Raw genomic sequence first — 20272 nt, 5'->3', positions numbered from 1 at the left:
CCGCTCGAGAGGAGAAACAAAATATGCGCGCATTCGTGTTCCCGGGACAGGGCAGCCAGAAAATCGGCATGGGCATGGAACTCGCCGCCGCCAGCAGCGCCGCGCGCGAAGTGTTCGAGGAAGTGGACGACGCGCTGGGCCAGAAACTGGCCGCGATCATGGCCGAAGGGCCCGAAGAAACGCTGACCCTGACCGAAAACGCCCAGCCCGCGATCATGGCGAACGCCATCGCCACGCTGCGCGTGCTGGAACGGGATTTCGGCATCGTGCTGGCGGACAAGGCCGATTATGTCGCGGGCCACAGCCTTGGCGAATATACCGCCCTGTGCGCGGTCGGCGCGTTCTCGCTCTCCGACACGGCGCGGCTGCTGAAGCTGCGCGGACGCGCGATGCAGGCGGCGGTGCCGGTCGGCATGGGCGCGATGTGCGCCCTGCTGGGCGGCAGCGTCGCAGATGCCGAGAAACTGGCCGAGGAAGCCGCGACCGATCCCGCCACCGGCGTGAAGGAAGTCTGCACGCTGGCGAACGACAACGATCCCACGCAGGTCGTGCTGTCGGGCCATGCGGGCGCGATCGAGCGGGCGATCGTGCTGGCCAAGGAGCTTGGCTTTCGCCGCGCGGTGCCGCTGCCCGTATCGGCCCCGTTCCACTGCCCGCTGATGGAACCCGCCGCGGCCGAGATGGACAAGGCGTTCGAGACGACCATGCCCCATCCCCCGCGCCTGCCGGTATTCGCCAATGTCACCGCAAAGCCGGTCGCCGACCCGGAAGAGATCCGCAAGCTGCTGGTCGCGCAGGTCATGGACCGCGTCCGCTGGCGCGAAAGCATGGGCGCGATGGCCGATGTCGGCGTCATCCGCTTTGTCGAGCTGGGCGGCAAGGTGCTGGCCCCGATGATCAAGCGCTCGACCACCGATACCGACGTCGTCAGCGTCGTCACCATGGAAGATTGCGAGGCGCTGGCGAAGACCCTGTAAGGGCCGCCGCGCTTTCCCGAAACGAGAGGATACCAAGATGTTCGACCTTACCGGCATGACCGCCCTTGTCACCGGCGCCAGCGGCGGCATCGGTTCCGCCATCGCGCGCAGCCTTGCCAGCCAGGGCGCGCGGCTGGCGCTGTCGGGCACCAACGCGGCCAAGCTGCGCAGCTTTCGCGAGCAGCTGAACGACGAAATTGGCGGCGATCACGTCGAAATCACCTGCGACCTGTCGAACCCGACGCAGGTCGAGGAACTCGTTCCCGCCGCCATCGACACGCTGGGCAAGCTCGACATCCTCGTCAACAATGCCGGCATCACCCGCGACGGGCTGATGATGCGCATGAAGGACGAGGACTGGGATCAGGTCATGCAGGTGAACCTCAATTCCGCGTTCCGCCTGATGCGCGCCGCGACCCGCCCGATGATGAAGGCGCGGTTCGGGCGCATGATCTCGATCACCAGCGTCGTCGGTACCACCGGCAATCCGGGCCAGATGAACTATTCCGCGGCCAAGGCGGGCCTGACCGGCCTGACCAAGAGCCTTGCGCAGGAACTGGCCAGCCGCAACATCACGGTGAATTGCGTCGCCCCCGGCTTCATCCGCACCGCGATGACCGACGTGCTGCCCGACGACCAGAAGGCCGCATTGAACGGCCGCATCCCGATGGGCCGCATGGGCGAGGGCGACGATATCGGCGCGGCGGTCGCCTATCTGGCGTCGAAGGAGGCAGGCTATGTCACCGGCCAGACGCTGCACGTGAATGGCGGCATGGTCATGATCTGAGCCTTATCGGGGACCTGTCGTTCTTACGGGGCGTTTGTCCTCCCTTCGGGGCGTTTGTCTTCCCTGCGGGGCAGGGTAGCCGACTTGGTTTGACTTCGCGGCTCTTGCTTGCGACGATAGAGGTCAAAGCGGTGCGTGCGCTGGCCCGATGGCCGCGCGGCGCCTGTCGAGCGGCGCTTCCCTCAGCGCCGGAACCCTGAAGATCCAAGGAAGACCTCATGGCCACTCCCAAGACCGGCGACATCGTCGTCATCGATTTTTCCGTAAAGACCGCAGACGGCAGCGTCGTCGGCGGCACCGACCAGAACGGCCCGCAGACCGTCACCATGGGCAAGGGCGAGATCATGCCCCAGATCGAGGCCGCTCTTGAAAACATGGAAGAAGGCGCGCAGCAGGACGTCACCATCGTGTCCGAGCAGGCCTTCGGCCCGCGCCGCGAAGAGCTGATCATAGAGATCCCGCGCTCCACCCTGCCGCCCGAACCCGCGCCGCAGCCCGGCATGACGCTGGCCGCCAAGCAGCAGGACGGCAGCGAAATGAATCTCACCATCACCAAGGTCGGCGATGAGACGGTGACCGCCGACGGCAACCACCCGCTGGCAGGCGAAGACCTGACCTTCGGCCTCAAGCTGGTCGAGATCAAGCAGGCCGCCTGACCCGGCCTCGTCCTGCAACAGGATGCCTGGCGAAAAGATACTGGCGAAAAGCTATTGGCGCCCCGCAAGGTCACGGCCTTGCGGGGCGTTTTCGTGACTGCTGCGCATCGGGGCATTCCGGACGCGCGGCACCCGTTCCGCGTGGGCATTTTCGATCTTCGCCCGGTAACCGGAGTTGAGTCCGATCCCGCCCCGATCCGGTTTCAGAACCGGAATGTCGCGCCGATGATCGGTCCGGTTCGCGCGATATTCCGCCCGGCGGGCCGCGACCATCGGGGTTATGCTGATGTGCCGGTACAGGCAGCGTGCGCTGTCCTACACCGGGCGGGGGCGCTACGACGGCGTCATGCAAGGCCGTCATCCCGCAGCACACGAAGATTTTCCCCGGCACCCCATGGTGTCACCTTTGGCCGCCAGGCCCAGCGATTGTGCGGTGCGAAGCCGGGTTACAGCACCTGTAGGATGTGTCACCTTTGTCACTTTTCGCGGGGCTTATCGGGAAGCGCCCGCGCAGCGCACCGCCGCTATCACCGGCTTTTATCCCCAGAATCGACTTGTTCGCGTTCCGTTCGCCTTGTTCGCAAATGCCCATCCGCTAGGAAAGTTCGACCGAAATTCTCGTCCGGTCGGGTTTCCATTCGCCGCCGGGCTTAGGGGGATCTGATTGAAATGAAGGCGACGATCGAACGGGCAACCCTGCTGCACAGCCTGTCCCACGTGCAGTCGGTGGTGGAACGCCGCAACACGATCCCCATTCTCTCGAACGTGCTGATCGAGGCTTCGGCCGACGGCAATGTCCGGCTGATGGCGACCGACCTCGACCTGCAGGTGGTAGAGGTGATGCCCGCCGCCTCGGTTGAAGGCGCGGGCGCAATCACCGTATCGGCGCATCTGCTGTTCGACATCGCGCGCAAGCTGCCCGACGGCTCACAGGTCAGCCTTGAGACGAGCGAGAACCGCATGATCGTCAAGGCGGGGCGAAGCCGGTTCCAGCTGCCGACCCTGCCGCGCGACGATTTCCCCGTCATTGTCGAGGGCGACCTGCCGACCAGCTTCGAGCTTCCCGCCGCCACGCTGGCGCAGATGATCGACCGCACGCGCTTTGCCATCAGCACCGAGGAAACGCGTTATTACCTCAACGGCATCTTCCTGCATGTCGCGGATGACGGCCCGAACGGCTCGGCGCAGCTGAAGGCGGCGGCCACCGATGGCCACCGCCTCGCGCGCTTTACCATCGTGCGCCCCGACGGGGCAGAGGGCATGCCCGACGTGATCGTGCCGCGCAAATGCGTCGCCGAACTGCGCAAGCTGCTGGAGGAATCGCTCGACACCAATGTCGCGATCGACTTGTCGGCATCGAAGATCCGCTTCACGCTGGGCGGCGAGAGCGGCATCGTGCTGACCAGCAAGCTGATCGACGGCACCTTCCCCGACTACAGCCGCGTGATCCCGACCGGCAACGACAAGCTGCTGAAGGTCGATCCCAAGAGCTTTTTCGCAGGCGTCGACCGCGTGGCGACCATCGCCACCGAAAAGACCCGCGCGGTGAAGATGGCGCTCGACACCGACCGGGTGACGCTGTCGGTCACCAGCCCCGACAACGGCACCGCGGCCGAGGAACTGGCCGCCGATTACGGGGCCGAGGGTCTGGAGATCGGCTTCAACGCCAACTATCTGAAAGACATCCTCGCACAGATAGAGGGCGACAATGTCGAACTGCACCTCGCCGATGCGGGCGCGCCCACGCTGATCCGCCAGAACGCGCAGAGCCCGGCGCTTTACGTGCTGATGCCGATGCGGGTGTAGCCTTCGCGGCTTTCTTCATCCCGGAGAAAGCCCGCTTCGTCCAGATGACGATCCCGCAGAACTTGCGCGCCCCGTGCCCGACCGGCATGGGCCGGCAAATGGACGGAGACACCGAATGAAACGCCCAATGAAGCGCCCCATGAAGCGCCCAATAAAGCACGGGGCCATGGCCGCGGCCATGACCGCCAGCGTCGCCCTTGCCGCCCCCGCGGCCCACGCACAGGGCGCGACCAATCCCGATCTTCGTTGCGCGGCATGGGCCATGCTGGCCAGCGCGCAGGAGCAGGACGAGGGGCGCAAGAACGCGCTTGGCTTCATGATGGCCTATTTCATCGGCCGCTATGAACAGGCGTCCGGCGGCAAGATCGAGGCGCAGATCACGCCGCAGACGATGGAAGACCTGCTGGGCGACGTGGACGAGGCGAACAAGGTCTGCGCGCCGCGCGCGACCGATTTTGGCCAGCGCCTGCAAAGGACGCTGCAAGGCATGCAGGCCCCCAACGAGGCAGCGCAGGGCCGATAGGGCAATGATGATCGCGCCGGTCAGCGGCCGGCGCGGATCATTTCCTCGATCAGCGTGAACTTCTCGCGCGGAGCGCCCGAACGGGCGGCGGCAATCTCGGCTTCCTCGATCTTCTGCCAGTCGCGGAAGGTCACAATATCCAGCTGCCGCTCTGCCGCCAATGCATCAAAGCCGGGCCGACCGGCCTTGCTCTCGGGTCCGATCGCCCCGCTGTCAATATCCTCCGCCAGCTTGGCGATGATCGCGAAACCGTCGGGCTTGTTGGTGCCGATGGTCCCCGTCGGTCCGCGCCGCGCCCAGCCGACGCAATACAGCCCGCCGGTTTCGGGCGAGACCGATATGCGCCCCTCGTCACTGGCGAAGCGGCCAGCTTTCTCGTCGAAGGGAACGCCGGGGATCGCCGCGCTGCGATAGCCGATCGCCGAAATGACAAGGTGGCACGGCACCATATAGGTCTGGCCCGTGCCCGACAGCGTGCCGTCGATGATCTGGGTGCGCTCGACCTCCACTCCTTCGACCCGTTCGCTGCCGATGATGCGGACGGGGCGGGCATAGAAGTCGAAAGTGATCCGCAGCGGCTTGTCAGACGGTTTCGCCGCAAATTGCCGCAACCATTGAACCGATTTGCGCTGCCCCGGCTCCAGCGGCTCGTCCTCGGATAGCGGGGGCAAATCGTCCGGATCGACATAAGGCGCCGCCCGATCAAGCTCTGCCAGTTCGCCCAGTTCCTTGGGCGTCATGGCGATCTGGTGCGGGCCGCGACGGCCCAGGATGACGATCTCGTCCAGCCTCGAAGCCGCGATGGCGTCGAGCGCGTGGGCGACGATGTCCGATCCCTCGAACTCGCGCCGCGTCTTTGACAGGATGCGCGCGATGTCGAGCGCCACATTGCCATTGCCGATCACCACGGCGCGGCGTCCCGACAGATCGGGGTGAAGTTCGGTGAAATTCGGGTGACCATTGTACCACCCCACGAAGGCCGCGCTGCCGATGACGCCCGGCAAATCCGCCCCCGGAATGCCAAGATCGCGGTCATGCGGCGCGCCGGTGGCGATGATTACGGCATCATACAACGCCTGCAGTTCGGCCAGCGAAATATCGTCGCCGATCGCGATATTGCCGACGAAGCGCACATTCTCGGTCAGCGCGGTCTTCTCATAGCGGAGCGACACGGCCTTGATCGTCTGGTGATCAGGGGCGACGCCGGTGCGGATCAGGCCATAGGGCACGGGCAGGCGGTCGAACACGTCGACTCGTATGTCATCGCCCCACTGCTTGGTCGCCGCCTCGGCCGTATAATAGCCGGCGGGGCCAGATCCTATTATCGCGATATGGCGCATATGTGCACTCTCCCATCCGGCTGCCCTTGTAAATAGGGGTGCCACTCGGCCGTGTCAGCCCTTTCGCCGACGCTATCGCATGGGCGGCAAATGAAAAAGGGCTTGCGACAAACCGTCGCTATCCAGCCAGAAAGGCGCGCAGGGCAGGCGACACATTCGCAGGCCGCGCCAGCGACGCCAGATGACCGCCCGAGGCAAGTTCAATCTTGGTCGCCTGCGGCAACAGGCAGCCGAGCATCTTGTGATGCAAGTAAGGCACGATCGCATCGTCGGCGACCCCGACAAGCGCCACGGGGACCCGCACGAAAGGCAGCAGAGGCGCCGCAGTCCATCCGGTCAGCGCCAGAAGCTGGCTGCCCAGACCCTGCGGCGATGGCGTGCGGAAACGCCGCAGCAGGGTAGCGTTCGCGCCCCCTTCGGCCAAGAGGGCATGGAAGTTCGAGGACAGGCGCAGCGGATCGACATATTCCTTGGGATCGATCAGCCGCCGGAGCACGTTGGGATTGGCAGGCGCCAGCGGCATGCCCGATGTCGTCGAGATCAGCGCCAGCCGCGTCAGCCGCCGCGCCGACTGAACCGCGATCTGCTGCGCCAGCGCGCCGCCCCATGAAAAGCCGACGCAATCGAAAGCGCGGCCCGGATGCAGCGCCTCCATCAATTCTGTCACTACACTCGACAGACTGCACATGAGCAGGGTTTGCTCAGGGTCGGGCGATCCGCCGCAGCCCGGCATCTCGGGTATCACGACCGCGCGGCCCTTGGGCGCGTCCGGCCCCGGCTCGGCCAGTGCCATCGCGAGCGGCTCCATCAGCTCGGCATTGAATCCGATGCCGTTCAGCATCAGCAGCGGCGGGCCATCCGGTTCCTGTTCCCGGCAATCGAGGACTGCCGCGCGCATGATCATCCCGCCGGCCCGGATTTCACGATAGTCGAATTGCATGGCCGTTACGCTAGCACGCAGCCGCAGCGCAGGACAGCATCCATTCGGGTGCGGCGGGTTCCATTCCGGCGCATCGCCCATTCCGGTGCGCGCCATGCCCGTCAATGCCTGCTGACAGGGGCGTAACACGCTGCTAACGGCGCTGGCATGAGCACCGATCTCTCCACCATTCGCAATTTCAGCATTATCGCCCACATCGACCATGGCAAATCGACCCTGGCCGACCGGCTGATCCAGGTCACCGGCGGGCTGACCGACCGTGAGATGAGCGAGCAAGTCCTTGATAACATGGACATTGAGCGCGAACGCGGCATCACCATCAAAGCGCAGACCGTGCGCCTGAACTACACCGCGCAGGACGGCGTCACCTATCAGCTCAACCTGATGGACACGCCCGGCCACGTCGACTTTGCCTATGAGGTCAGCCGCAGCCTTGCCGCGTGCGAGGGCGCGCTGCTGGTCGTGGATGCGGCGCAGGGCGTGGAAGCGCAGACGCTGGCCAATGTCTATCAGTCGATCGAGCATGACCATGAAATCGTGCCCGTCATCAACAAGATAGACCTTCCCGCCGCCGAGCCGGAGAAGGTCAAGACCGAGATCGAGGACATCATCGGCATCGATGCGCAGGACGCGGTGCTGACCAGCGCCAAGTCCGGCATCGGGATCGAGGAAGTGCTGGAAGCCGTGGTCAGGCGCATCCCCGCGCCCACCGGCGACCGCACCAAGCCGCTGCAGGCGCTGCTGGTCGACAGCTGGTATGACCCTTACCTTGGCGTCGTCATCCTTGTCCGCGTCATGGACGGCGTCATGAAGAAGGGCGACCAGATCCGCTTCATGCAGGGCGGCACGCAGCATCTGATCGACCGCGTCGGTTGCATGCGGCCCAAGATCGAGCAGCTGCCCGAGCTTGGCCCCGGCGAGATCGGCTTCATCACCGCGCAGATCAAGGAAGTCGAGCAGGCCAAGGTCGGCGACACCATCACCACGGTGAAGGGCGGGGCGGACAAGGCGCTGCCCGGATACAAGGAAGTGCAGCCGGTGGTGTTCTGCGGGCTGTTCCCCGTCGACGCCGCCGATTTCGAGAAATTGCGCGAAAGCATCGGCAAGCTGCGTTTGAACGATGCCAGCTTCTCGTTCGAGATGGAATCGAGCGCGGCGCTGGGCTTCGGTTTCCGCTGCGGGTTTTTGGGCCTGCTGCACCTGGAGATCATTCAGGAACGGCTGAGCCGCGAATACGACCTCGACCTCATCACCACGGCGCCGTCGGTGGTGTACCGGTTGCAGCTATCCGCCTCGCGCACCGACGATGCGCGCGAGCTTTATCTACATAATCCGGCGGATTATCCCGACGTCAACCGGATCGAGAGCATCGAGGAGCCGTGGATCAAGGCGGTGATCTACACGCCCGACGAATATCTGGGGCCGATCCTGAAACTGTGCCAGGACCGGCGCGGCATCCAGCGCGACCTGACCTATGTCGGCGGGCGGGCGCAGGTGACCTATGAACTGCCGCTCAACGAGGTGGTGTTCGATTTCTACGACCGGCTGAAGAGCATCAGCCGCGGCTATGCCAGCTTTGACTATGAGCAGATCGGCCTGCGCGAGGGCGATCTCGTCAAGATGAACATCCTCGTCAACAACGAGCCGGTCGATGCGCTGTCGCTGATCGTCCACCGCAGCGTCGCCGAGGCCCGCGGCCGCGGCATGTGCGAGCGGCTGAAGGATCTGATCCCGCGCCATCTGTTCAAGATCCCGATCCAGGCGGCCATCGGCGGCAAGGTGATCGCCCGCGAAACCATCGCCGCGCTGCGCAAGGACGTGACCGCCAAGTGCTATGGCGGCGACATCACGCGCAAGAAGAAGCTGCTGGAGAAGCAGAAGAAGGGCAAGGCGCGGATGCGGGAATACGGCAATGTCAGCATTCCGCAGGAAGCTTTCATCGCCGCGCTGCGGATGGGTGAGGAGTGACGGCCCGCGCCTAGCGCGAAGCGCTAGAAGCGAGAGCCGGTAACTCCGGCCGGCGGCCGCGCGGGCGAAACGCCCGCCGCGAGCCGTTCGACGTCATGGCCGCGGCTTTGCCGCGGCTGAATCAAGGCCGTCTGAAAACTTCATGTTGCAGAAGGCTTGCTTTGAGATGAAAAACTTGCAGCAGACATCTTAATCAGTTCAGCTTCGACATCGGCATCCAGTTGCACATCACGCAACGAATGGACGCAATGCAAGCCAGCTCCTACAATAAGACCAGTCTCCGGATGCCCAAAGAAATGTGACGATAGTTCCCGTAAATATCGCGGTTCAGGTATTCCGAAATTTTTGTCAGTTTTGTCTACGCACTTATATAGTGCGTGCGCTACAAGATCCGCGATTTGAATAATTGGCTCTTCGTTTTTCGTCATGATCTTGATATTATCAACATCAATAAATCGGAGCTTTCTTGTTAATTGATGTTTTGGGTTTTTCTGACAAGCTCTCAAGAGATTTTTCATCTTATCGTAATCGACATTTGCTTTTTCAAAAATAATTTGGACGTTGCTGCTAGAAATTTTTCGACTCTCGAGGAACCATCCGATGCGTTCGAGAAGATACTGAGCGCATTTATTATAATACATGCTACTATTATCAGATATTTTTTGTTTATAAGAGCCAAGGGTGTTTTTATGAGAAATAACGCCAAAAATACGAGTATCTAATTCTTTGATTTTGCGTATATAATATAAAATTTGATAATGTTTTAATTGCGAGCAATGAAGATATTTTTTTGAAATTCTATTTTGTATTTCATTAAGATTATCTTCTACTAATTTACGGTCTTTGTTCCTTATTAAACACGCGCCCAATGTCATATATGGGGAAGCGCCACCTCCCTCCTGCGACCGGACCTTCTCAATGCCCGCCTCTCCACTCTCGTCAATAAATACTGTGAACTGCTCTTGCATAAAGGTTGGACTGCGCAATCTAGGTGGATTACGCAAGTGACTATAGATTTTAATGCATAGTTAGGCTTCAGGGAGCGGGCTAATTTTGATCGCCCACTGACAAGACCTATTTCTTGCCGCACACTCACCCGCCCGCTTCGCCAGCACGATGCCGCCCCCGCATATCATTCAGCTTCCGGTTGATGCTCGCATAAATCTCTGCCTCGCTGCGCTCTTCCGTCTCCGCCCGTTCGGCTTCCCATTCGGCTCCATTCGCGTTTCAGCCGTGCCAGCAGGGCCTGATCCACCGCCGACAGAGCTTTCGCGCCATCCGCCGCGAAGCGTTCGGGGGCTCGGTTGCGCAACAGGAACATCAGCAGCCGGTCGTTGTAGACGCGGCGCGTGCCGACGATCTGGCCGAAGTGGTAGACGGGCACTTCGACGCCGTGGATGGCGCGTTCCATGGCGACATCCTCTAGCCGCTGGACGCCCAGCGCCAGCGCGGCTTCCCATGCGGCGCGAAATTCGTGGCCCTTGGGGTGGCGGCGCAGGAGATAGGCGCCCTCGGGCGTCATGTTGACCGCGTGGGCGGCGCGCTTGACGCTGCCGCTGTCGGCCAGCGCCTCGATAAAGCGGCGCTGGCGGTCGGGGGTCCAGCCGTCGTGGCGGTTGTACTTGCGCGGCACGGGGGTGAAGTCGGGCAGGGTGCCGCTCGGGTTGCCGGGCGGATCGCCTGCCAGAACGGCGGGAAGGGCCGGGGAGGCGGCCGGGTGGCGGCGGGATTTGTCGATGGTCATCGCGAACGCTCCGGAAGAAGGGCGCGATGGCATGGGGCATGACGAGGAAGTAGGACAATAAAATTGACCCCGCCGCGCCCAAGGCTCCGCCTTGGAAGCGAGTCGTGGTCAATCCGGCCGGCGGCACGCGCGGGCCGAAGTCCGCGCGGAGCCGTTCGACGTCACAGCCGCGGCTTTGCCGTGGCTGCGCGCACCGACCGGAGCCCCATCAACGTTCGAAAACCAGCAATTCGCTGCGCATCTGGCCATCGCGCATGAAGCTGATCTCGACCGCGTCGAGCAGGCCAAGCTCGCCGCCCAGAGCCTCAATGCGCTGCGGGGTCAGCGGCTGCTGGTCCATGTCGAGGATGACGTCGCCCACGCGAAGATCATGCTGCGCGAGCATGTCGGCATCGCTGTCAGGCATGATCGCATAGCCCTGCGCCGCGGGGCCGATCCTGGCGGGCGCAAGCGCCAGCCCCTCGGCCAGCAGCAGGCCCGAGGTCATCATGTTGGGATCGGTGGTGGCGGCGCCGGGCAGCGTGCCCTCTGCCGTCGCCGTCTGGCCGGTGGAGCGCACCAGCACGTAATCATCGGATCCGGCCAGCGAATGGTCCGAACCCACCGCGCCGATCAGCCGGTAGGCGGCGAACAGCGCCAGCGCGATCAGCAGGGCCAGCCCGGCCAGGAGCAGGGGGGATACCCCCTGTCCCGACCGGACCGGTTTGCTTTGCTGGTGAGAGCGGGACGCGGTCAAAGGTTGCCCTTTGCCCACGGTCCGCGGATCGCGAAGGTGATGCCGGGCGACTGCACGTTCACGAACAGCGTGTCGCCAGCGGGATCGAAGCACGCGCCGCAGAACTCGGACCCGCGATAGTCGTCGGCCGGGAACTGGCCGGTGCGGCCCATGCGGGCAATGTCCGAATTCTCGATGATGACATTGCTTTTGGCGAGGATATAGGCGGCGCCGTCGGCATTATAGCCCATCAGGCGCTGGCCCGCGCCATAGGCGTCCTCGACATCGTCGCCGTCGTCGCAGGTCACGATACCGCCGCGGGGCGAGATCGTGATGTTGTCGGGGTTGTTGCCCGCAACGCGCGCCGCCGCCGCATAGAGCAGCGTCATCGTGCCGCGTTCGGGGTTCGACTTGCTAGGCGTATAGACCCACACCGCGCCCAGGCCGCGACCGTCCGAACCGTTGCTGTCGCGTCCGAAGCTGGTGTCGACCACCGCGATGCTGTCGCCGTGATGCCAGATACCTTCGCCGCGGCTCATGGTCAGGCAGCCCTTGCTCAGCGCTTCGGCGAACGGGCCCGAGCCCACGCCGCCGACGGGCGCCGCATCGGGTTCGTCGAGGTCGATCCATTCGATGTCGAGCGTCTGGCCCACGTGGTCGACCGCGTTCGCGCCGCCCAGTGCGAGCAGCTTGGCACCCGCGACGCCGGTGACCTTGGCCGCCTGCAGCTGACCGCCCTGCGCCAGCGAGCCATAGCGGCCGGAGGTGTTGGTCGGCTTGTAGCGGTAGAAGCCCGAACGATTGCGCGAATCCTCGGTCTCGTAGACATAGCCCGTCACCGGATCGACCGCGACGGCTTCATGCGCAAAGCGGCCCATGCCGACGATCGGCTGGCCCGTCGTCTCGTTCGGGTTCACCGAACATTCGAACGCATAGCCATGCTTCTTGCCGCCGGCCGAGGTACCGTCATAGGTGGTTTCCTCGCAGGTGATCCACGTGCCCCACGGGGTCACGCCGCCCGCGCAGTTCGTGCTGGTGCCGCCCAGCGTCTGGTAATGCTCGACCAGCTTGCCGTTGCGCACGCGCAGCACGTCGCAGCCGCCGCCGACATAGCCGCCCGATTGCAGATTGCCGTCGTAGATGCCCTTTGCAGGCAGAAGTTCGGCCGCGATGCCGCGCAGTTCGTGGTTGCGGATCAGGAACGCGTCCTGTCCGCCCTTGCCGCCGGCCATCACGACGCCCATGCCGTCATGCACGCCGCGCACGCGGCTGCCGTCGGTCATCAGGTCGCCCTGCCAGCTATAGCTGCGATAGGTGAAGCCGCGCGGCAGCTTCAGCAGTTCGAGGCCGGTTTCCTGGTCCTTTGCCGCGAATAGCGGGCCATAGGGGCTGGCCGCCGGTTCCAGCTGACCCATCGAGCTTGCCGCCATCGCCTGACGCGACATCAGCCCGCCCAGCACGCCGCCAAGGGCCGTGATTGCGCCCACTTGCGCGCCGCCGCGCAGGATCGCGCGCCTGTTGATCGATTCGATAGCCACTTAATTCCTCCATCCATCGGGACCGGAACCGGGACCCGATCCCGATTCGCCGAGGCGGAAGCTAGGTTAGAAAGATGACAGCTTCCGATGAGACGGATGATCGTCTTGTGACTGTTAAATGATCATTCAGCATGTTCCGGTCGCAAAGCAGGCAGCCGCTTGGCCCAACAGCTTGTCCAAGCCGATCCGGTCAGCCGATGAGGTTCGATCCCGCGTTCGCATCGACCTTGCAGGCATAGATCAGGCGGCCTTCGCCCAGATGGTCGAACACCTGGTCCAGCCCGCGGCGCGAGAAGGCGAAGCAGCCCTGGCTGCGGCCCAGCTTGCCGTGCTGCTGAACCATTTCGGGTTCGGCATACCATGCGCTGTGCACCACGATGGCGCGCTGCATCGCATTGTCGTTGGTGGGGTCCAGCCCGACAAGGCGCTGCGAACTGCCGTGCTTGCCGGTGTAATAATTCGCGGTCAGATAGGCGCCTTCGGAGGTGGCGTTGGAGCCGGGACGATTGGAAAAGCGCTGCAACCAGCCGCTATAGGCCGGGTCCGATCCGCTGCCGTGCGAGACCAGCAGCGACCGGCTCTCCCCCTTGTCGAGATCGACGAGGTGAAAGCGGGGCTGCGCGGAATGGGCAGCGAAATCGATGATGGCGATGCGGTCGCGCCGGACTTTCGCACCGTGCCGGTTCAGCGCTTCCATCGCGGACATGAACAGGTCCGGCCGGATGCCGGTCGCGCGGATCAGGTCGAGCGAGGCGTCGGTCGGCGCGGCGGCGGGGATGGCCGCACCCAGCGGCTGCACCACCGGGCGCGCGACGACCGGCGGCGCTGCCCTTGCGGCGGCGGCGGAGGTTGCGAGCAGGGTCGAGGCAGAAGCGATAAAGTTGCGGCGGCTGAATTTCATGGGTTTTGCAGATAGGCCAGGAATGCAATCAAGGTCTTGGGGAATTATTGTCGGAAACAAACATCATCTTGCGTCATGCAGGATAAGTCAAAGGCGAGATATTGCATGGCCACCGCCCGTGAAAAGCCGGTTACGACCGAAAGGTATCGCGCTGCGGTAGAACGGATCATCGCGGCGCTGCGCAAGGCACATGGCCTGTCTGACCGGCAGCTTGCGGCGCGGCTCGACTGCTCGCCCGGCACGATTCGCAATGCGCGCACGGGGGCGACCTCGCTCGATCCGGCAGTGCTGATGCGGATCGAACAGGCGTTCGGTCCGGGCGCGATCGATCCGCTGCTGGCGATGGCGCAGGTGCGCTGCCTGCCGGTGCACAGGCCGAAAGCGGGCAGCGGCGAGAACCCGACGCTTGCCATCGTCGAGGCGCTGCACGGCATCGTCGAGATGCAGTCCGCGCGCAGCGAGGGCGGGCGGCGCATCACCGATCACGAATTGCGCCACATCCTGCCCGAATTGCGCGCGGGGCGGGCGGCGCTCGACGTGCTGATCGCGCGTGCTGGACAGGAAGCGGGGGCCGGCGGCGGGTCGGGAGAAACCTAGAACCCCAAAATGTTGGCCAGCGTGCCGAAATCCTCGGCCAGCGAACCGTCGCGCAGGATCAGCGACAGCGCCAGCACCACCTGCAGCACGATGATCGCCAGCAGGTAATATTTCAGATCGTCGCGCCAGCTGGGCGGGGGCTGCCAGATATGCTCGACCTCGGGCCGGTGCCACCAGTCGTTCAGCCATTGCAGCGGAGAGGAAGGTTCGTCGCGGTCGAGCAGGATCGAGGCGAGATCGGCGTCGAGCGAATCGTCGCCGAACGCCTCTATCGGGCGTCGCCGCATCGGCGTCAGTTCCATCGCGTCGCGTCCATCACATCGCGTCCATCGCGGACCCGGGGCCGCGGTCGCTGCCGGTTTCTAGTCCCCGACTTTCGCGAGATCGACCGCCGGGTCGTAATCGTTCGCCCGCCCCGGTGCATGGTCGGGGTCGCTGGTGGAAAACACCCACCCTTCGCCCTGTTCCAGCCCCACGGCGGTCAACTGTCCCGTGTAATAGGCGCCGGTATCGATGCCGATACGGTTTCCGGTGATCCCCGGCTTGCCTTCGAACACGGTATGTCCGTGTACCACGATCAGCCCGCCGAAGTCCTCCTTCCAATCGAGGAATTCGTCGCGGATCCAAAGCAGGTCGTCTTCTTCCTGATCTTTCAGGGCGATGCCGGGGCGGATTCCGGCGTGCACGAACAGATAATCCATCGCGCGCAGCGAAACCGGCAGCGAATCGATCCAGTCCAGCATGTCCTCGCCGATGCGGCGGCGCGCGTCGGCGGCCATGTCGAACGGCTCGGGCTCGTCGATCTCGGCATCGGTCATGCCGAAACTGTGCAGCGTCTCGCGCCCGCCATAGCGCAGCCACGGGCCGAGGAAGCTGTAATCGTGGCGCAGCGCGGTGATCATCATCGCCTCGTGATTGCCCTTCAGCATGACGAAGCGATTGGAACTGCGCGTCAGTTCGCGGCAGGCGCGCAGCAATTCGGCCGATTGCGGCCCGCGGTCGATGACGTCGCCCAGCAGGACGATGCCCGTCAGCTTGGGATCGCGCAGCCGGTTGTCGATCGCCACGTCCGAGATCAGCCGCCGGAACAGGTCGAGCCGCCCGTGGATGTCGCCGATCGCATAGACCCGTTCGAAACGGGGCGATTCGGCCCTGTGCCCACCCGTCGGCCGCGCGCCTGTCAGCGAGGCGGGAAAGAGGTTCTTCATCAGGACCATGGCGCCATCTTTGCACGCGGCGGGATGAACGCAAATAGACCGGGGGGATTAGGTATCCTGCCCCAAGGTCCAAGTACGGGCCGGGCGGTGGGTCATTCGGGCGGCGCATCATTACGGGACGGAAACGGGTGGAGGCAGCGCTGGGCGATCGGCACGAAGCCGGGGGATGGAGGGCGCAACTTCACTTGGCGTTCAGCAGCGGCAGGGTTATAGGCCTCGCATGACTGCCCTCGACCGCGATGCAGCGCCCTTTGGCGCGTCTGTCCCTTCCCGCCGCCCCCGCCGCCTGATGCGCGCGTTGCGCCCGTTGCGCCTTGCCGCACTGGCGCTTCCGGCCCTTGCGGTCACGGCCTGCGGCGGCAACGGCGGCGGCGCGGACACGCCCGACACCGCCTATGTCGCGCGCGATGTGGAAACGCTGTATTTCGCGGCCAAGGACCGGCTGGACCGCGGACAGGTGCAGGCCGCCGCCGCGCTGTTCGACGAGGTGGAGCGCCAGCACCCCTATTCCGAATGGGCCCGCCGCGCCCAGCTGATGAGCGCGTTTTCCTATTATGTCGCACGCGATTACACCTCGGCGATCCGGGCGGCGCAGCGCTTCCTGTCGATCCACCCGGGCAACAAGGACGCGCCCTATGCGCAGTACCTGATCGCGCTGTGCTATTACGAGCAGATCAGCGACGTGCAGCGCGACCAGGCGATCACGCTGCAGGCCAAGCAGGCGCTGACCGAAGTGATCCGCCGCTATCCCAGCAGCGGCTATGCCGCCGATGCGCAGCTCAAGCTCGACCTTGTCAACGATCACCTTGCGGGCAAGGAAATGACGATCGGGCGCTTTTACCAGAAGAGCGGGCGCTGGCTCGCCTCGACCCTGCGCTTCCGCGAGGTGGTCGACGAATACCAGACCACCAGCCACACGGCCGAGGCGCTCTACCGGCTGACCGAAAGCTATCTCGCCATCGGCCTGCCCGAGGAAGCGAAGAAGAGCGCCGCCGTGCTGGGCGCGAACTATCCGGGCAGCGAATGGTACGAAAAGGCCTATGAGCTGATGGAAGACAAGGCCGGCGATTACGTGAGCTGATCGGGCGCGCGCTTTTTAGGCGCTTGCATCGGGCTGCCGCCGAGGCCAGTCGTTTATCGGTAACGGACATTCGGTTCGGCCTGACGGCCCGAGGATGTGCATGTGCCCGAGGCGCAGATGGGCATGCATGCCGCAGCCGCCGGTCTTGAACGGGCAGGGAAGGGGCCAGCCATGACCAGCATCTACGACTTCAGCGCCGCAAGGCCCGACGGCAGCGCGGTGCCGCTCTCCGACTATCGCGGCAAGGTCATGCTGATCGTCAATACCGCCAGCCGGTGCGGTTTCACCCCGCAATATGAAGGGCTGGAGCGGCTTTATCGCGACTTGCAGGATCGCGGACTGGTGGTGCTGGGATTTCCCTGCAACCAGTTCGGCAAGCAGGAGCCGGGCTCGGCGGACGAGATCGCCAGCTTCTGTTCGCTGAACTATGGCGTCACCTTTCCGCTGTTCGCGAAGATCGACGTCAACGGGCCCGGTGCCGCGCCGCTCTACGAATGGCTCAAGGCCGAGGCGCCCGGCCTGCTGGGGAGCGAGGCGATCAAGTGGAACTTCACCAAGTTCCTGGTCGGGCGCGACGGGCAGGTGGCCGACCGCTTTGCCCCCACGACCAAGCCCGAGGCCTTGCGCGGCGCGATCGAGGCGCTGCTTTGATTTAAATCGTTCTGGCGCAAATCATATTGTGCTTTGCCGATTTGGCGGCATGTTCGGCCCATGGGTTCGCAGGAAAAATTCCTGATCGCGCTTGCGCTGATCGGCGTGGCGGGCGGCGTGCTGCTGGCCGGTGAGATGAACGGATCGGGCTTCGGCGGCGCGCAGGCCGCGCTTTCGGTCGATCCCGCCGAGCTGAACAGGCATCCGCGCGGACCGCTCCCCAAGACGAAACCGGCGAGCTGGATCACCGAATATCCCAGCGGCGCGCTGCAGGCGGAATTGCAGGGCAGGCTGGTCACTCGGCTGGAGGTGGACGCGTTCGGCGAAGTCTCCACCTGCGAGGTGGTGGAGTCGAGCGGCGTGAAGGCGTTCGACCGGCGCAGCTGCGCCGCGCTGGTCAATAATGCGCGCTTCTACCCGGCGCTGAACGAGGACCAGCAGCCAGTGAAGTCGGACTATGTCCAGACGGTCCGCTACGTGATTCCGGAATGACGCGTTTTCACCCCTCGTTCCCGGCTAGATCCATGCGCACTTCGCGCTCGCGCGGCAGATAGGCGGGCGCCGGTTCGTTGCCGGCCGCGGCATCGCGCGCGGCGGCGGCCTTCAGCATATATTCGCGCATCCGGCAGTGCATCGCCCATCCGCGTTTCGGATCGGGTGAGTTCGCCACCATGCGCAGCACCATGGCCGAGGCATTGTGGTCGACGACCTGCAGCTTTGCCTCGTCCTTGTCGATCACGTCCTCGTCACCCTCGACGAATTCGCCGAAATCCTCGCGCAGCGCGTCGATGTCGGCGCGGTGGTCGAGGTGGAGATGCGCGATCATGGTGAGGCTGGCATCCTCCTTGGTCCAGTTCTCGAAGCTCGACTGCACGAATTCGCCCACGGGGACCATGATGCGCCGCCCGTCCCATGTGCGCAGGCGCAGATGGGTGAAGCCGATCTTCTCGACATAGCACCAGCGGCCTTCGAACTCGACGGCGTCGCCGATCCGCGCGGTCTTGGCAAAGGCGATCTGGAGCGAGGCCATGATGTCGCTGAGCAGCGTGCGCGCGGCAAAGGCGAGGACGAGGGTGAACAGCCCCGCCGATGCCAGCAGCGAGAAGCCCAGCGTCTCGGTCAGGTCGGTCTGGACCAGCACGATGCCGATGCCCAGCAGCAGCACGATGACGATCGCCATGCGCCGCACCGCCGAGAGCGTGGTGTAGTAATTGCGGTCGCGTTCGTGGTCGGGCTGCGAGATATCGTCGATCTGGCTGTCGGCCACCCGGTCGAGGATCGCTTCGAGCACGGAAAGCACCACCGCCGCGATGGCTGCGACGATCAGCAGGGTCTGCAGCGGATCGAGGATGGTGTTCACAAGCCCTGAGAAGGTGAACACCATGCCGCGCACCAGCGCGAAGGTCCCGGCAAAGGCGAACAGCGCCGCCGGGGTGCGGATCGCGTTCAATATGCGCGCCGCGATGGTGCCGCTGTAATGCGAGCGGAAATCGCCGATCGCCCGCCACGTCAACGCCGCCGCGCCGAATGCGATCAGCATCACCAGCGGCAGCGCGATCACTTCCCACCACGCCAGCGTCCAGAACGCCTGTTCGCGCAGCGCGGGCGGCAGCGCGCGTTCAAGCTGCGTCGGCCCGTATTGCCGGTAGAGCGCGGGCACGTTCTGCACCGTCTGGCTGGCGAACAGCCACACCGGGTCCTGCCCGTCCTGCTGCAGCCGCGCGATGCGGATCGATGTGCCGCGATCGTTGGTCTCGATCCGGCCAAGGCGGATATTGCGCCGCGCGGTGCCCGCCATCGGGTCCTTGTCGCTGCTGGTCGTGTCGACCGCGTCGGGACGGTCGGGCAGGGCGGCCCAGTTCACCATCACCGATCCGCGCACCACGTCGTACAACATGGCGGCGAGCTTTGGCCCCTGCTCGCGCTGCTGCGCCGGGGTCAGATGCGTCATGTCGAGCGCATAGCCGGCGCGCACCCAGTCTCCCTCGGCCCCGGCATCCATGAAGCTTTCCATCAGCGCCTGCGGGGTGTCGCGGTAGAAATCGTCGGGAGGGGGCGCGATGCCGCCGTTCAGCGTGTCGATCTTGTAGACATAGGGATCGCTGGAGATCGCCGCATTGCCCTGCGCCTGCGCGCTGCCTGCGAACGCGATCAGGGCGAGCGCCGCGAGGAGCAGCGCCACAAGTCGCGCGAAAGCCATATGCGCGGCAGGCTGGGCCCTATGCGCGCCAGGCCGGCGGGGGGCACTGCGCCCAGCGGAAAGATCGGTCACAAGTTCACCCATGCGGTTTCAGGCCTCCCCCGAACCCGGCCGCAGACAGGCTGCTTGCGAAAAAAGCGCCGGCGTTCTGTCCTTTCAATCGGCTCGCCGCCATTTTGTGCCCGTATCCGCCACGCTGCCCGCCACGCTGTCCCGCCGTGGGCCGAGGATGCGGCCGGGGATGAGGCAGGCGCGATGCGGCTGGGGGGCAGGCGCGGGCGGTTGCCATGGCCGCGCTCGATTCGCGCGTGGCGGGGCGGCGCGGCGTGCGGTGCGCCTATGGAAATCGGTCCCGCCGCACCCCATATTTCGGAAGCGGCCGGGCGATCACATAGCGGTGGAAAAGTTTTTTTAACGCCCACGCGGCTCTTGCAACGCTCTTGCCGCAAGGCGCTGCGCTTTGGGGCAAGCCCCTGCGGCTCGCTTCGGTGGAAAACTTGCGCTTGCTTGGCCGGGCGGTTGAGGCACTATCCCTAGCGGTCGGCTGATGAAGCGACCCGCAAGACCTTGTGCAGCGCGATGCTGCCGATTTTCCCGGCAAAAGCGGGAAATGACCGGGATGGCGGGGCTT

General features: G+C 64.5%; 20 protein-coding genes. 10 read left to right on the top strand and 10 right to left on the bottom strand.

The genetic code is table 11. From position 1 onward, the window contains the following. Positions 1-23: 23 nt before the first annotated feature. The 5 genes from fabD (at position 24) to AC4FIJ_RS06255 (ending at position 4749) form a co-directional block, all read left to right on the top strand. Complete coding sequence (gene fabD / locus AC4FIJ_RS06275) at positions 24-977, top strand: ACP S-malonyltransferase (protein WP_490335854.1); 954 nt, start codon at positions 24-26, stop codon at positions 975-977. 37 nt (positions 978-1014) lie between these two features. After that, the gene (gene fabG, locus AC4FIJ_RS06270; protein ID WP_490335853.1) at positions 1015-1764 is read left to right on the top strand and encodes a 3-oxoacyl-[acyl-carrier-protein] reductase; all 750 of its coding nucleotides are present in this window, start codon (positions 1015-1017) and stop codon (positions 1762-1764) included. Positions 1765-1982: 218 nt separating this feature from the next. Continuing rightward, positions 1983-2420, top strand: a complete 438-nt coding sequence (locus AC4FIJ_RS06265; protein ID WP_490335852.1) for an FKBP-type peptidyl-prolyl cis-trans isomerase — start codon at positions 1983-1985, stop codon at positions 2418-2420. A 669-nt stretch (positions 2421-3089) separates the two neighbouring features. After that, on the top strand, positions 3090-4226 hold the full coding sequence (dnaN, locus tag AC4FIJ_RS06260; protein WP_490335851.1) for a DNA polymerase III subunit beta: 1137 nt from the start codon (positions 3090-3092) through the stop codon (positions 4224-4226). Positions 4227-4365: 139 nt separating this feature from the next. Then, on the top strand, positions 4366-4749 hold the full coding sequence (locus AC4FIJ_RS06255) for a hypothetical protein (protein WP_490335850.1): 384 nt from the start codon (positions 4366-4368) through the stop codon (positions 4747-4749). Between the two features lie 20 nt (positions 4750-4769). Here the strand turns inward: AC4FIJ_RS06255 and AC4FIJ_RS06250 are convergent, their stop codons facing one another. Both AC4FIJ_RS06250 and AC4FIJ_RS06245 read right to left on the bottom strand, forming a co-directional pair. Continuing rightward, positions 4770-6089: an FAD-dependent oxidoreductase gene (locus AC4FIJ_RS06250; RefSeq protein WP_490335849.1), complete on the bottom strand. Its 1320-nt coding sequence runs from the start codon at positions 6087-6089 to the stop codon at positions 4770-4772. 118 nt (positions 6090-6207) lie between these two features. After that, positions 6208-7125 carry an alpha/beta fold hydrolase gene (locus tag AC4FIJ_RS06245; protein WP_490335848.1) on the bottom strand — a complete coding sequence of 306 codons (918 nt, stop codon included), beginning with the start codon at positions 7123-7125 and terminating at the stop codon, positions 6208-6210. A 51-nt stretch (positions 7126-7176) separates the two neighbouring features. Between AC4FIJ_RS06245 and lepA the strand changes: the two genes are divergently transcribed. Further along, positions 7177-8997 carry a translation elongation factor 4 gene (gene lepA, locus AC4FIJ_RS06240; RefSeq protein WP_490335847.1) on the top strand — a complete coding sequence of 607 codons (1821 nt, stop codon included), beginning with the start codon at positions 7177-7179 and terminating at the stop codon, positions 8995-8997. 140 nt (positions 8998-9137) lie between these two features. Here lepA and AC4FIJ_RS06235 read toward each other — a convergent pair whose 3' ends face one another. The 5 genes from AC4FIJ_RS06235 to AC4FIJ_RS06215 all read right to left on the bottom strand — a co-directional run bounded on the left by AC4FIJ_RS06235 (position 9138) and on the right by AC4FIJ_RS06215 (position 13895). Continuing rightward, a complete protein-coding gene (locus AC4FIJ_RS06235; RefSeq protein WP_490335846.1) occupies positions 9138-9965 on the bottom strand; it encodes a DUF3800 domain-containing protein in 828 nt (275 codons plus the stop codon). 164 nt (positions 9966-10129) lie between these two features. Then, positions 10130-10741 (bottom strand): hypothetical protein, encoded by a 612-nt coding sequence (locus AC4FIJ_RS06230; RefSeq protein ID WP_490335845.1) that lies wholly within the window; start codon positions 10739-10741, stop codon positions 10130-10132. A 208-nt stretch (positions 10742-10949) separates the two neighbouring features. Continuing rightward, a complete protein-coding gene (locus tag AC4FIJ_RS06225; RefSeq protein ID WP_490335844.1) occupies positions 10950-11477 on the bottom strand; it encodes a hypothetical protein in 528 nt (175 codons plus the stop codon). After that, on the bottom strand, positions 11474-12994 hold the full coding sequence (locus AC4FIJ_RS06220; protein WP_490335843.1) for a PhoX family protein: 1521 nt from the start codon (positions 12992-12994) through the stop codon (positions 11474-11476). The genes AC4FIJ_RS06225 and AC4FIJ_RS06220 overlap by 4 nt, the downstream gene beginning before the upstream one ends. A 190-nt stretch (positions 12995-13184) precedes the next feature. Next, positions 13185-13895 (bottom strand): murein L,D-transpeptidase catalytic domain family protein, encoded by a 711-nt coding sequence (locus AC4FIJ_RS06215; RefSeq protein WP_490335842.1) that lies wholly within the window; start codon positions 13893-13895, stop codon positions 13185-13187. A gap of 105 nt (positions 13896-14000) precedes the next feature. Between AC4FIJ_RS06215 and AC4FIJ_RS06210 the strand changes: the two genes are divergently transcribed. After that, complete coding sequence (locus tag AC4FIJ_RS06210) at positions 14001-14492, top strand: helix-turn-helix domain-containing protein (protein ID WP_490335841.1); 492 nt, start codon at positions 14001-14003, stop codon at positions 14490-14492. Here AC4FIJ_RS06210 and AC4FIJ_RS06205 read toward each other — a convergent pair. Beyond that, complete coding sequence (locus tag AC4FIJ_RS06205; protein ID WP_490335840.1) at positions 14489-14794, bottom strand: hypothetical protein; 306 nt, start codon at positions 14792-14794, stop codon at positions 14489-14491. The genes AC4FIJ_RS06210 and AC4FIJ_RS06205 overlap by 4 nt on opposite strands. Before the next feature lie 60 nt (positions 14795-14854). After that, positions 14855-15709, bottom strand: coding sequence for a metallophosphoesterase family protein (locus AC4FIJ_RS06200; RefSeq protein ID WP_490335839.1), 855 nt, complete (start codon positions 15707-15709; stop codon positions 14855-14857). A gap of 289 nt (positions 15710-15998) precedes the next feature. Between AC4FIJ_RS06200 and AC4FIJ_RS06195 the strand changes: the two genes are divergently transcribed. The 3 genes from AC4FIJ_RS06195 to AC4FIJ_RS06185 all read left to right on the top strand — a co-directional run bounded on the left by AC4FIJ_RS06195 (position 15999) and on the right by AC4FIJ_RS06185 (position 17933). Beyond that, the gene (locus AC4FIJ_RS06195) at positions 15999-16790 is read left to right on the top strand and encodes an outer membrane protein assembly factor BamD (RefSeq protein WP_490335877.1); all 792 of its coding nucleotides are present in this window, start codon (positions 15999-16001) and stop codon (positions 16788-16790) included. Positions 16791-16961: 171 nt separating this feature from the next. Continuing rightward, entirely contained in the window at positions 16962-17441 is a 480-nt protein-coding gene (locus AC4FIJ_RS06190; protein WP_490335838.1) for a glutathione peroxidase, read from the top strand. A 60-nt stretch (positions 17442-17501) separates the two neighbouring features. Then, entirely contained in the window at positions 17502-17933 is a 432-nt protein-coding gene (locus tag AC4FIJ_RS06185; RefSeq protein WP_490335837.1) for an energy transducer TonB, read from the top strand. 7 nt (positions 17934-17940) lie between these two features. Here the strand turns inward: AC4FIJ_RS06185 and AC4FIJ_RS06180 are convergent, their stop codons facing one another. Next, positions 17941-19641, bottom strand: coding sequence for a mechanosensitive ion channel family protein (locus AC4FIJ_RS06180; protein ID WP_490335836.1), 1701 nt, complete (start codon positions 19639-19641; stop codon positions 17941-17943). Positions 19642-20272 lie beyond the last annotated feature (631 nt).

This window comes from Croceicoccus sp., assembly GCF_983967925.1.
This window is presented reverse-complemented; position numbering and strand designations above follow the sequence as displayed.

Bases quoted from the DNA above. Each gene is read 5' to 3' on its own strand.
- AC4FIJ_RS06205 (WP_490335840.1), bottom strand. From the start codon at position 14,794: ATGGAACTGACGCCGATGCGGCGACGCCCGATAGAGGCGTTCGGCGAC.
- dnaN (WP_490335851.1), top strand. From the start codon at position 3,090: ATGAAGGCGACGATCGAACGGGCAACCCTGCTGCACAGCCTGTCCCAC.
- AC4FIJ_RS06265 (WP_490335852.1), top strand. From the start codon at position 1,983: ATGGCCACTCCCAAGACCGGCGACATCGTCGTCATCGATTTTTCCGTA.
- AC4FIJ_RS06245 (WP_490335848.1), bottom strand. From the start codon at position 7,125: ATGGCGCGCACCGGAATGGGCGATGCGCCGGAATGGAACCCGCCGCAC.
- AC4FIJ_RS06235 (WP_490335846.1), bottom strand. From the start codon at position 9,965: ATGCAAGAGCAGTTCACAGTATTTATTGACGAGAGTGGAGAGGCGGGC.
- AC4FIJ_RS06210 (WP_490335841.1), top strand. From the start codon at position 14,001: ATGGCCACCGCCCGTGAAAAGCCGGTTACGACCGAAAGGTATCGCGCT.
- AC4FIJ_RS06200 (WP_490335839.1), bottom strand. From the start codon at position 15,709: ATGGTCCTGATGAAGAACCTCTTTCCCGCCTCGCTGACAGGCGCGCGG.
- AC4FIJ_RS06230 (WP_490335845.1), bottom strand. From the start codon at position 10,741: ATGACCATCGACAAATCCCGCCGCCACCCGGCCGCCTCCCCGGCCCTT.
- AC4FIJ_RS06255 (WP_490335850.1), top strand. From the start codon at position 4,366: ATGAAGCGCCCAATAAAGCACGGGGCCATGGCCGCGGCCATGACCGCC.
- AC4FIJ_RS06190 (WP_490335838.1), top strand. From the start codon at position 16,962: ATGACCAGCATCTACGACTTCAGCGCCGCAAGGCCCGACGGCAGCGCG.
- AC4FIJ_RS06250 (WP_490335849.1), bottom strand. From the start codon at position 6,089: ATGCGCCATATCGCGATAATAGGATCTGGCCCCGCCGGCTATTATACG.
- fabG (WP_490335853.1), top strand. From the start codon at position 1,015: ATGTTCGACCTTACCGGCATGACCGCCCTTGTCACCGGCGCCAGCGGC.
- AC4FIJ_RS06180 (WP_490335836.1), bottom strand. From the start codon at position 19,641: ATGGCTTTCGCGCGACTTGTGGCGCTGCTCCTCGCGGCGCTCGCCCTG.
- lepA (WP_490335847.1), top strand. From the start codon at position 7,177: ATGAGCACCGATCTCTCCACCATTCGCAATTTCAGCATTATCGCCCAC.
- fabD (WP_490335854.1), top strand. From the start codon at position 24: ATGCGCGCATTCGTGTTCCCGGGACAGGGCAGCCAGAAAATCGGCATG.
- AC4FIJ_RS06215 (WP_490335842.1), bottom strand. From the start codon at position 13,895: ATGAAATTCAGCCGCCGCAACTTTATCGCTTCTGCCTCGACCCTGCTC.
- AC4FIJ_RS06185 (WP_490335837.1), top strand. From the start codon at position 17,502: ATGGGTTCGCAGGAAAAATTCCTGATCGCGCTTGCGCTGATCGGCGTG.
- AC4FIJ_RS06195 (WP_490335877.1), top strand. From the start codon at position 15,999: ATGCGCGCGTTGCGCCCGTTGCGCCTTGCCGCACTGGCGCTTCCGGCC.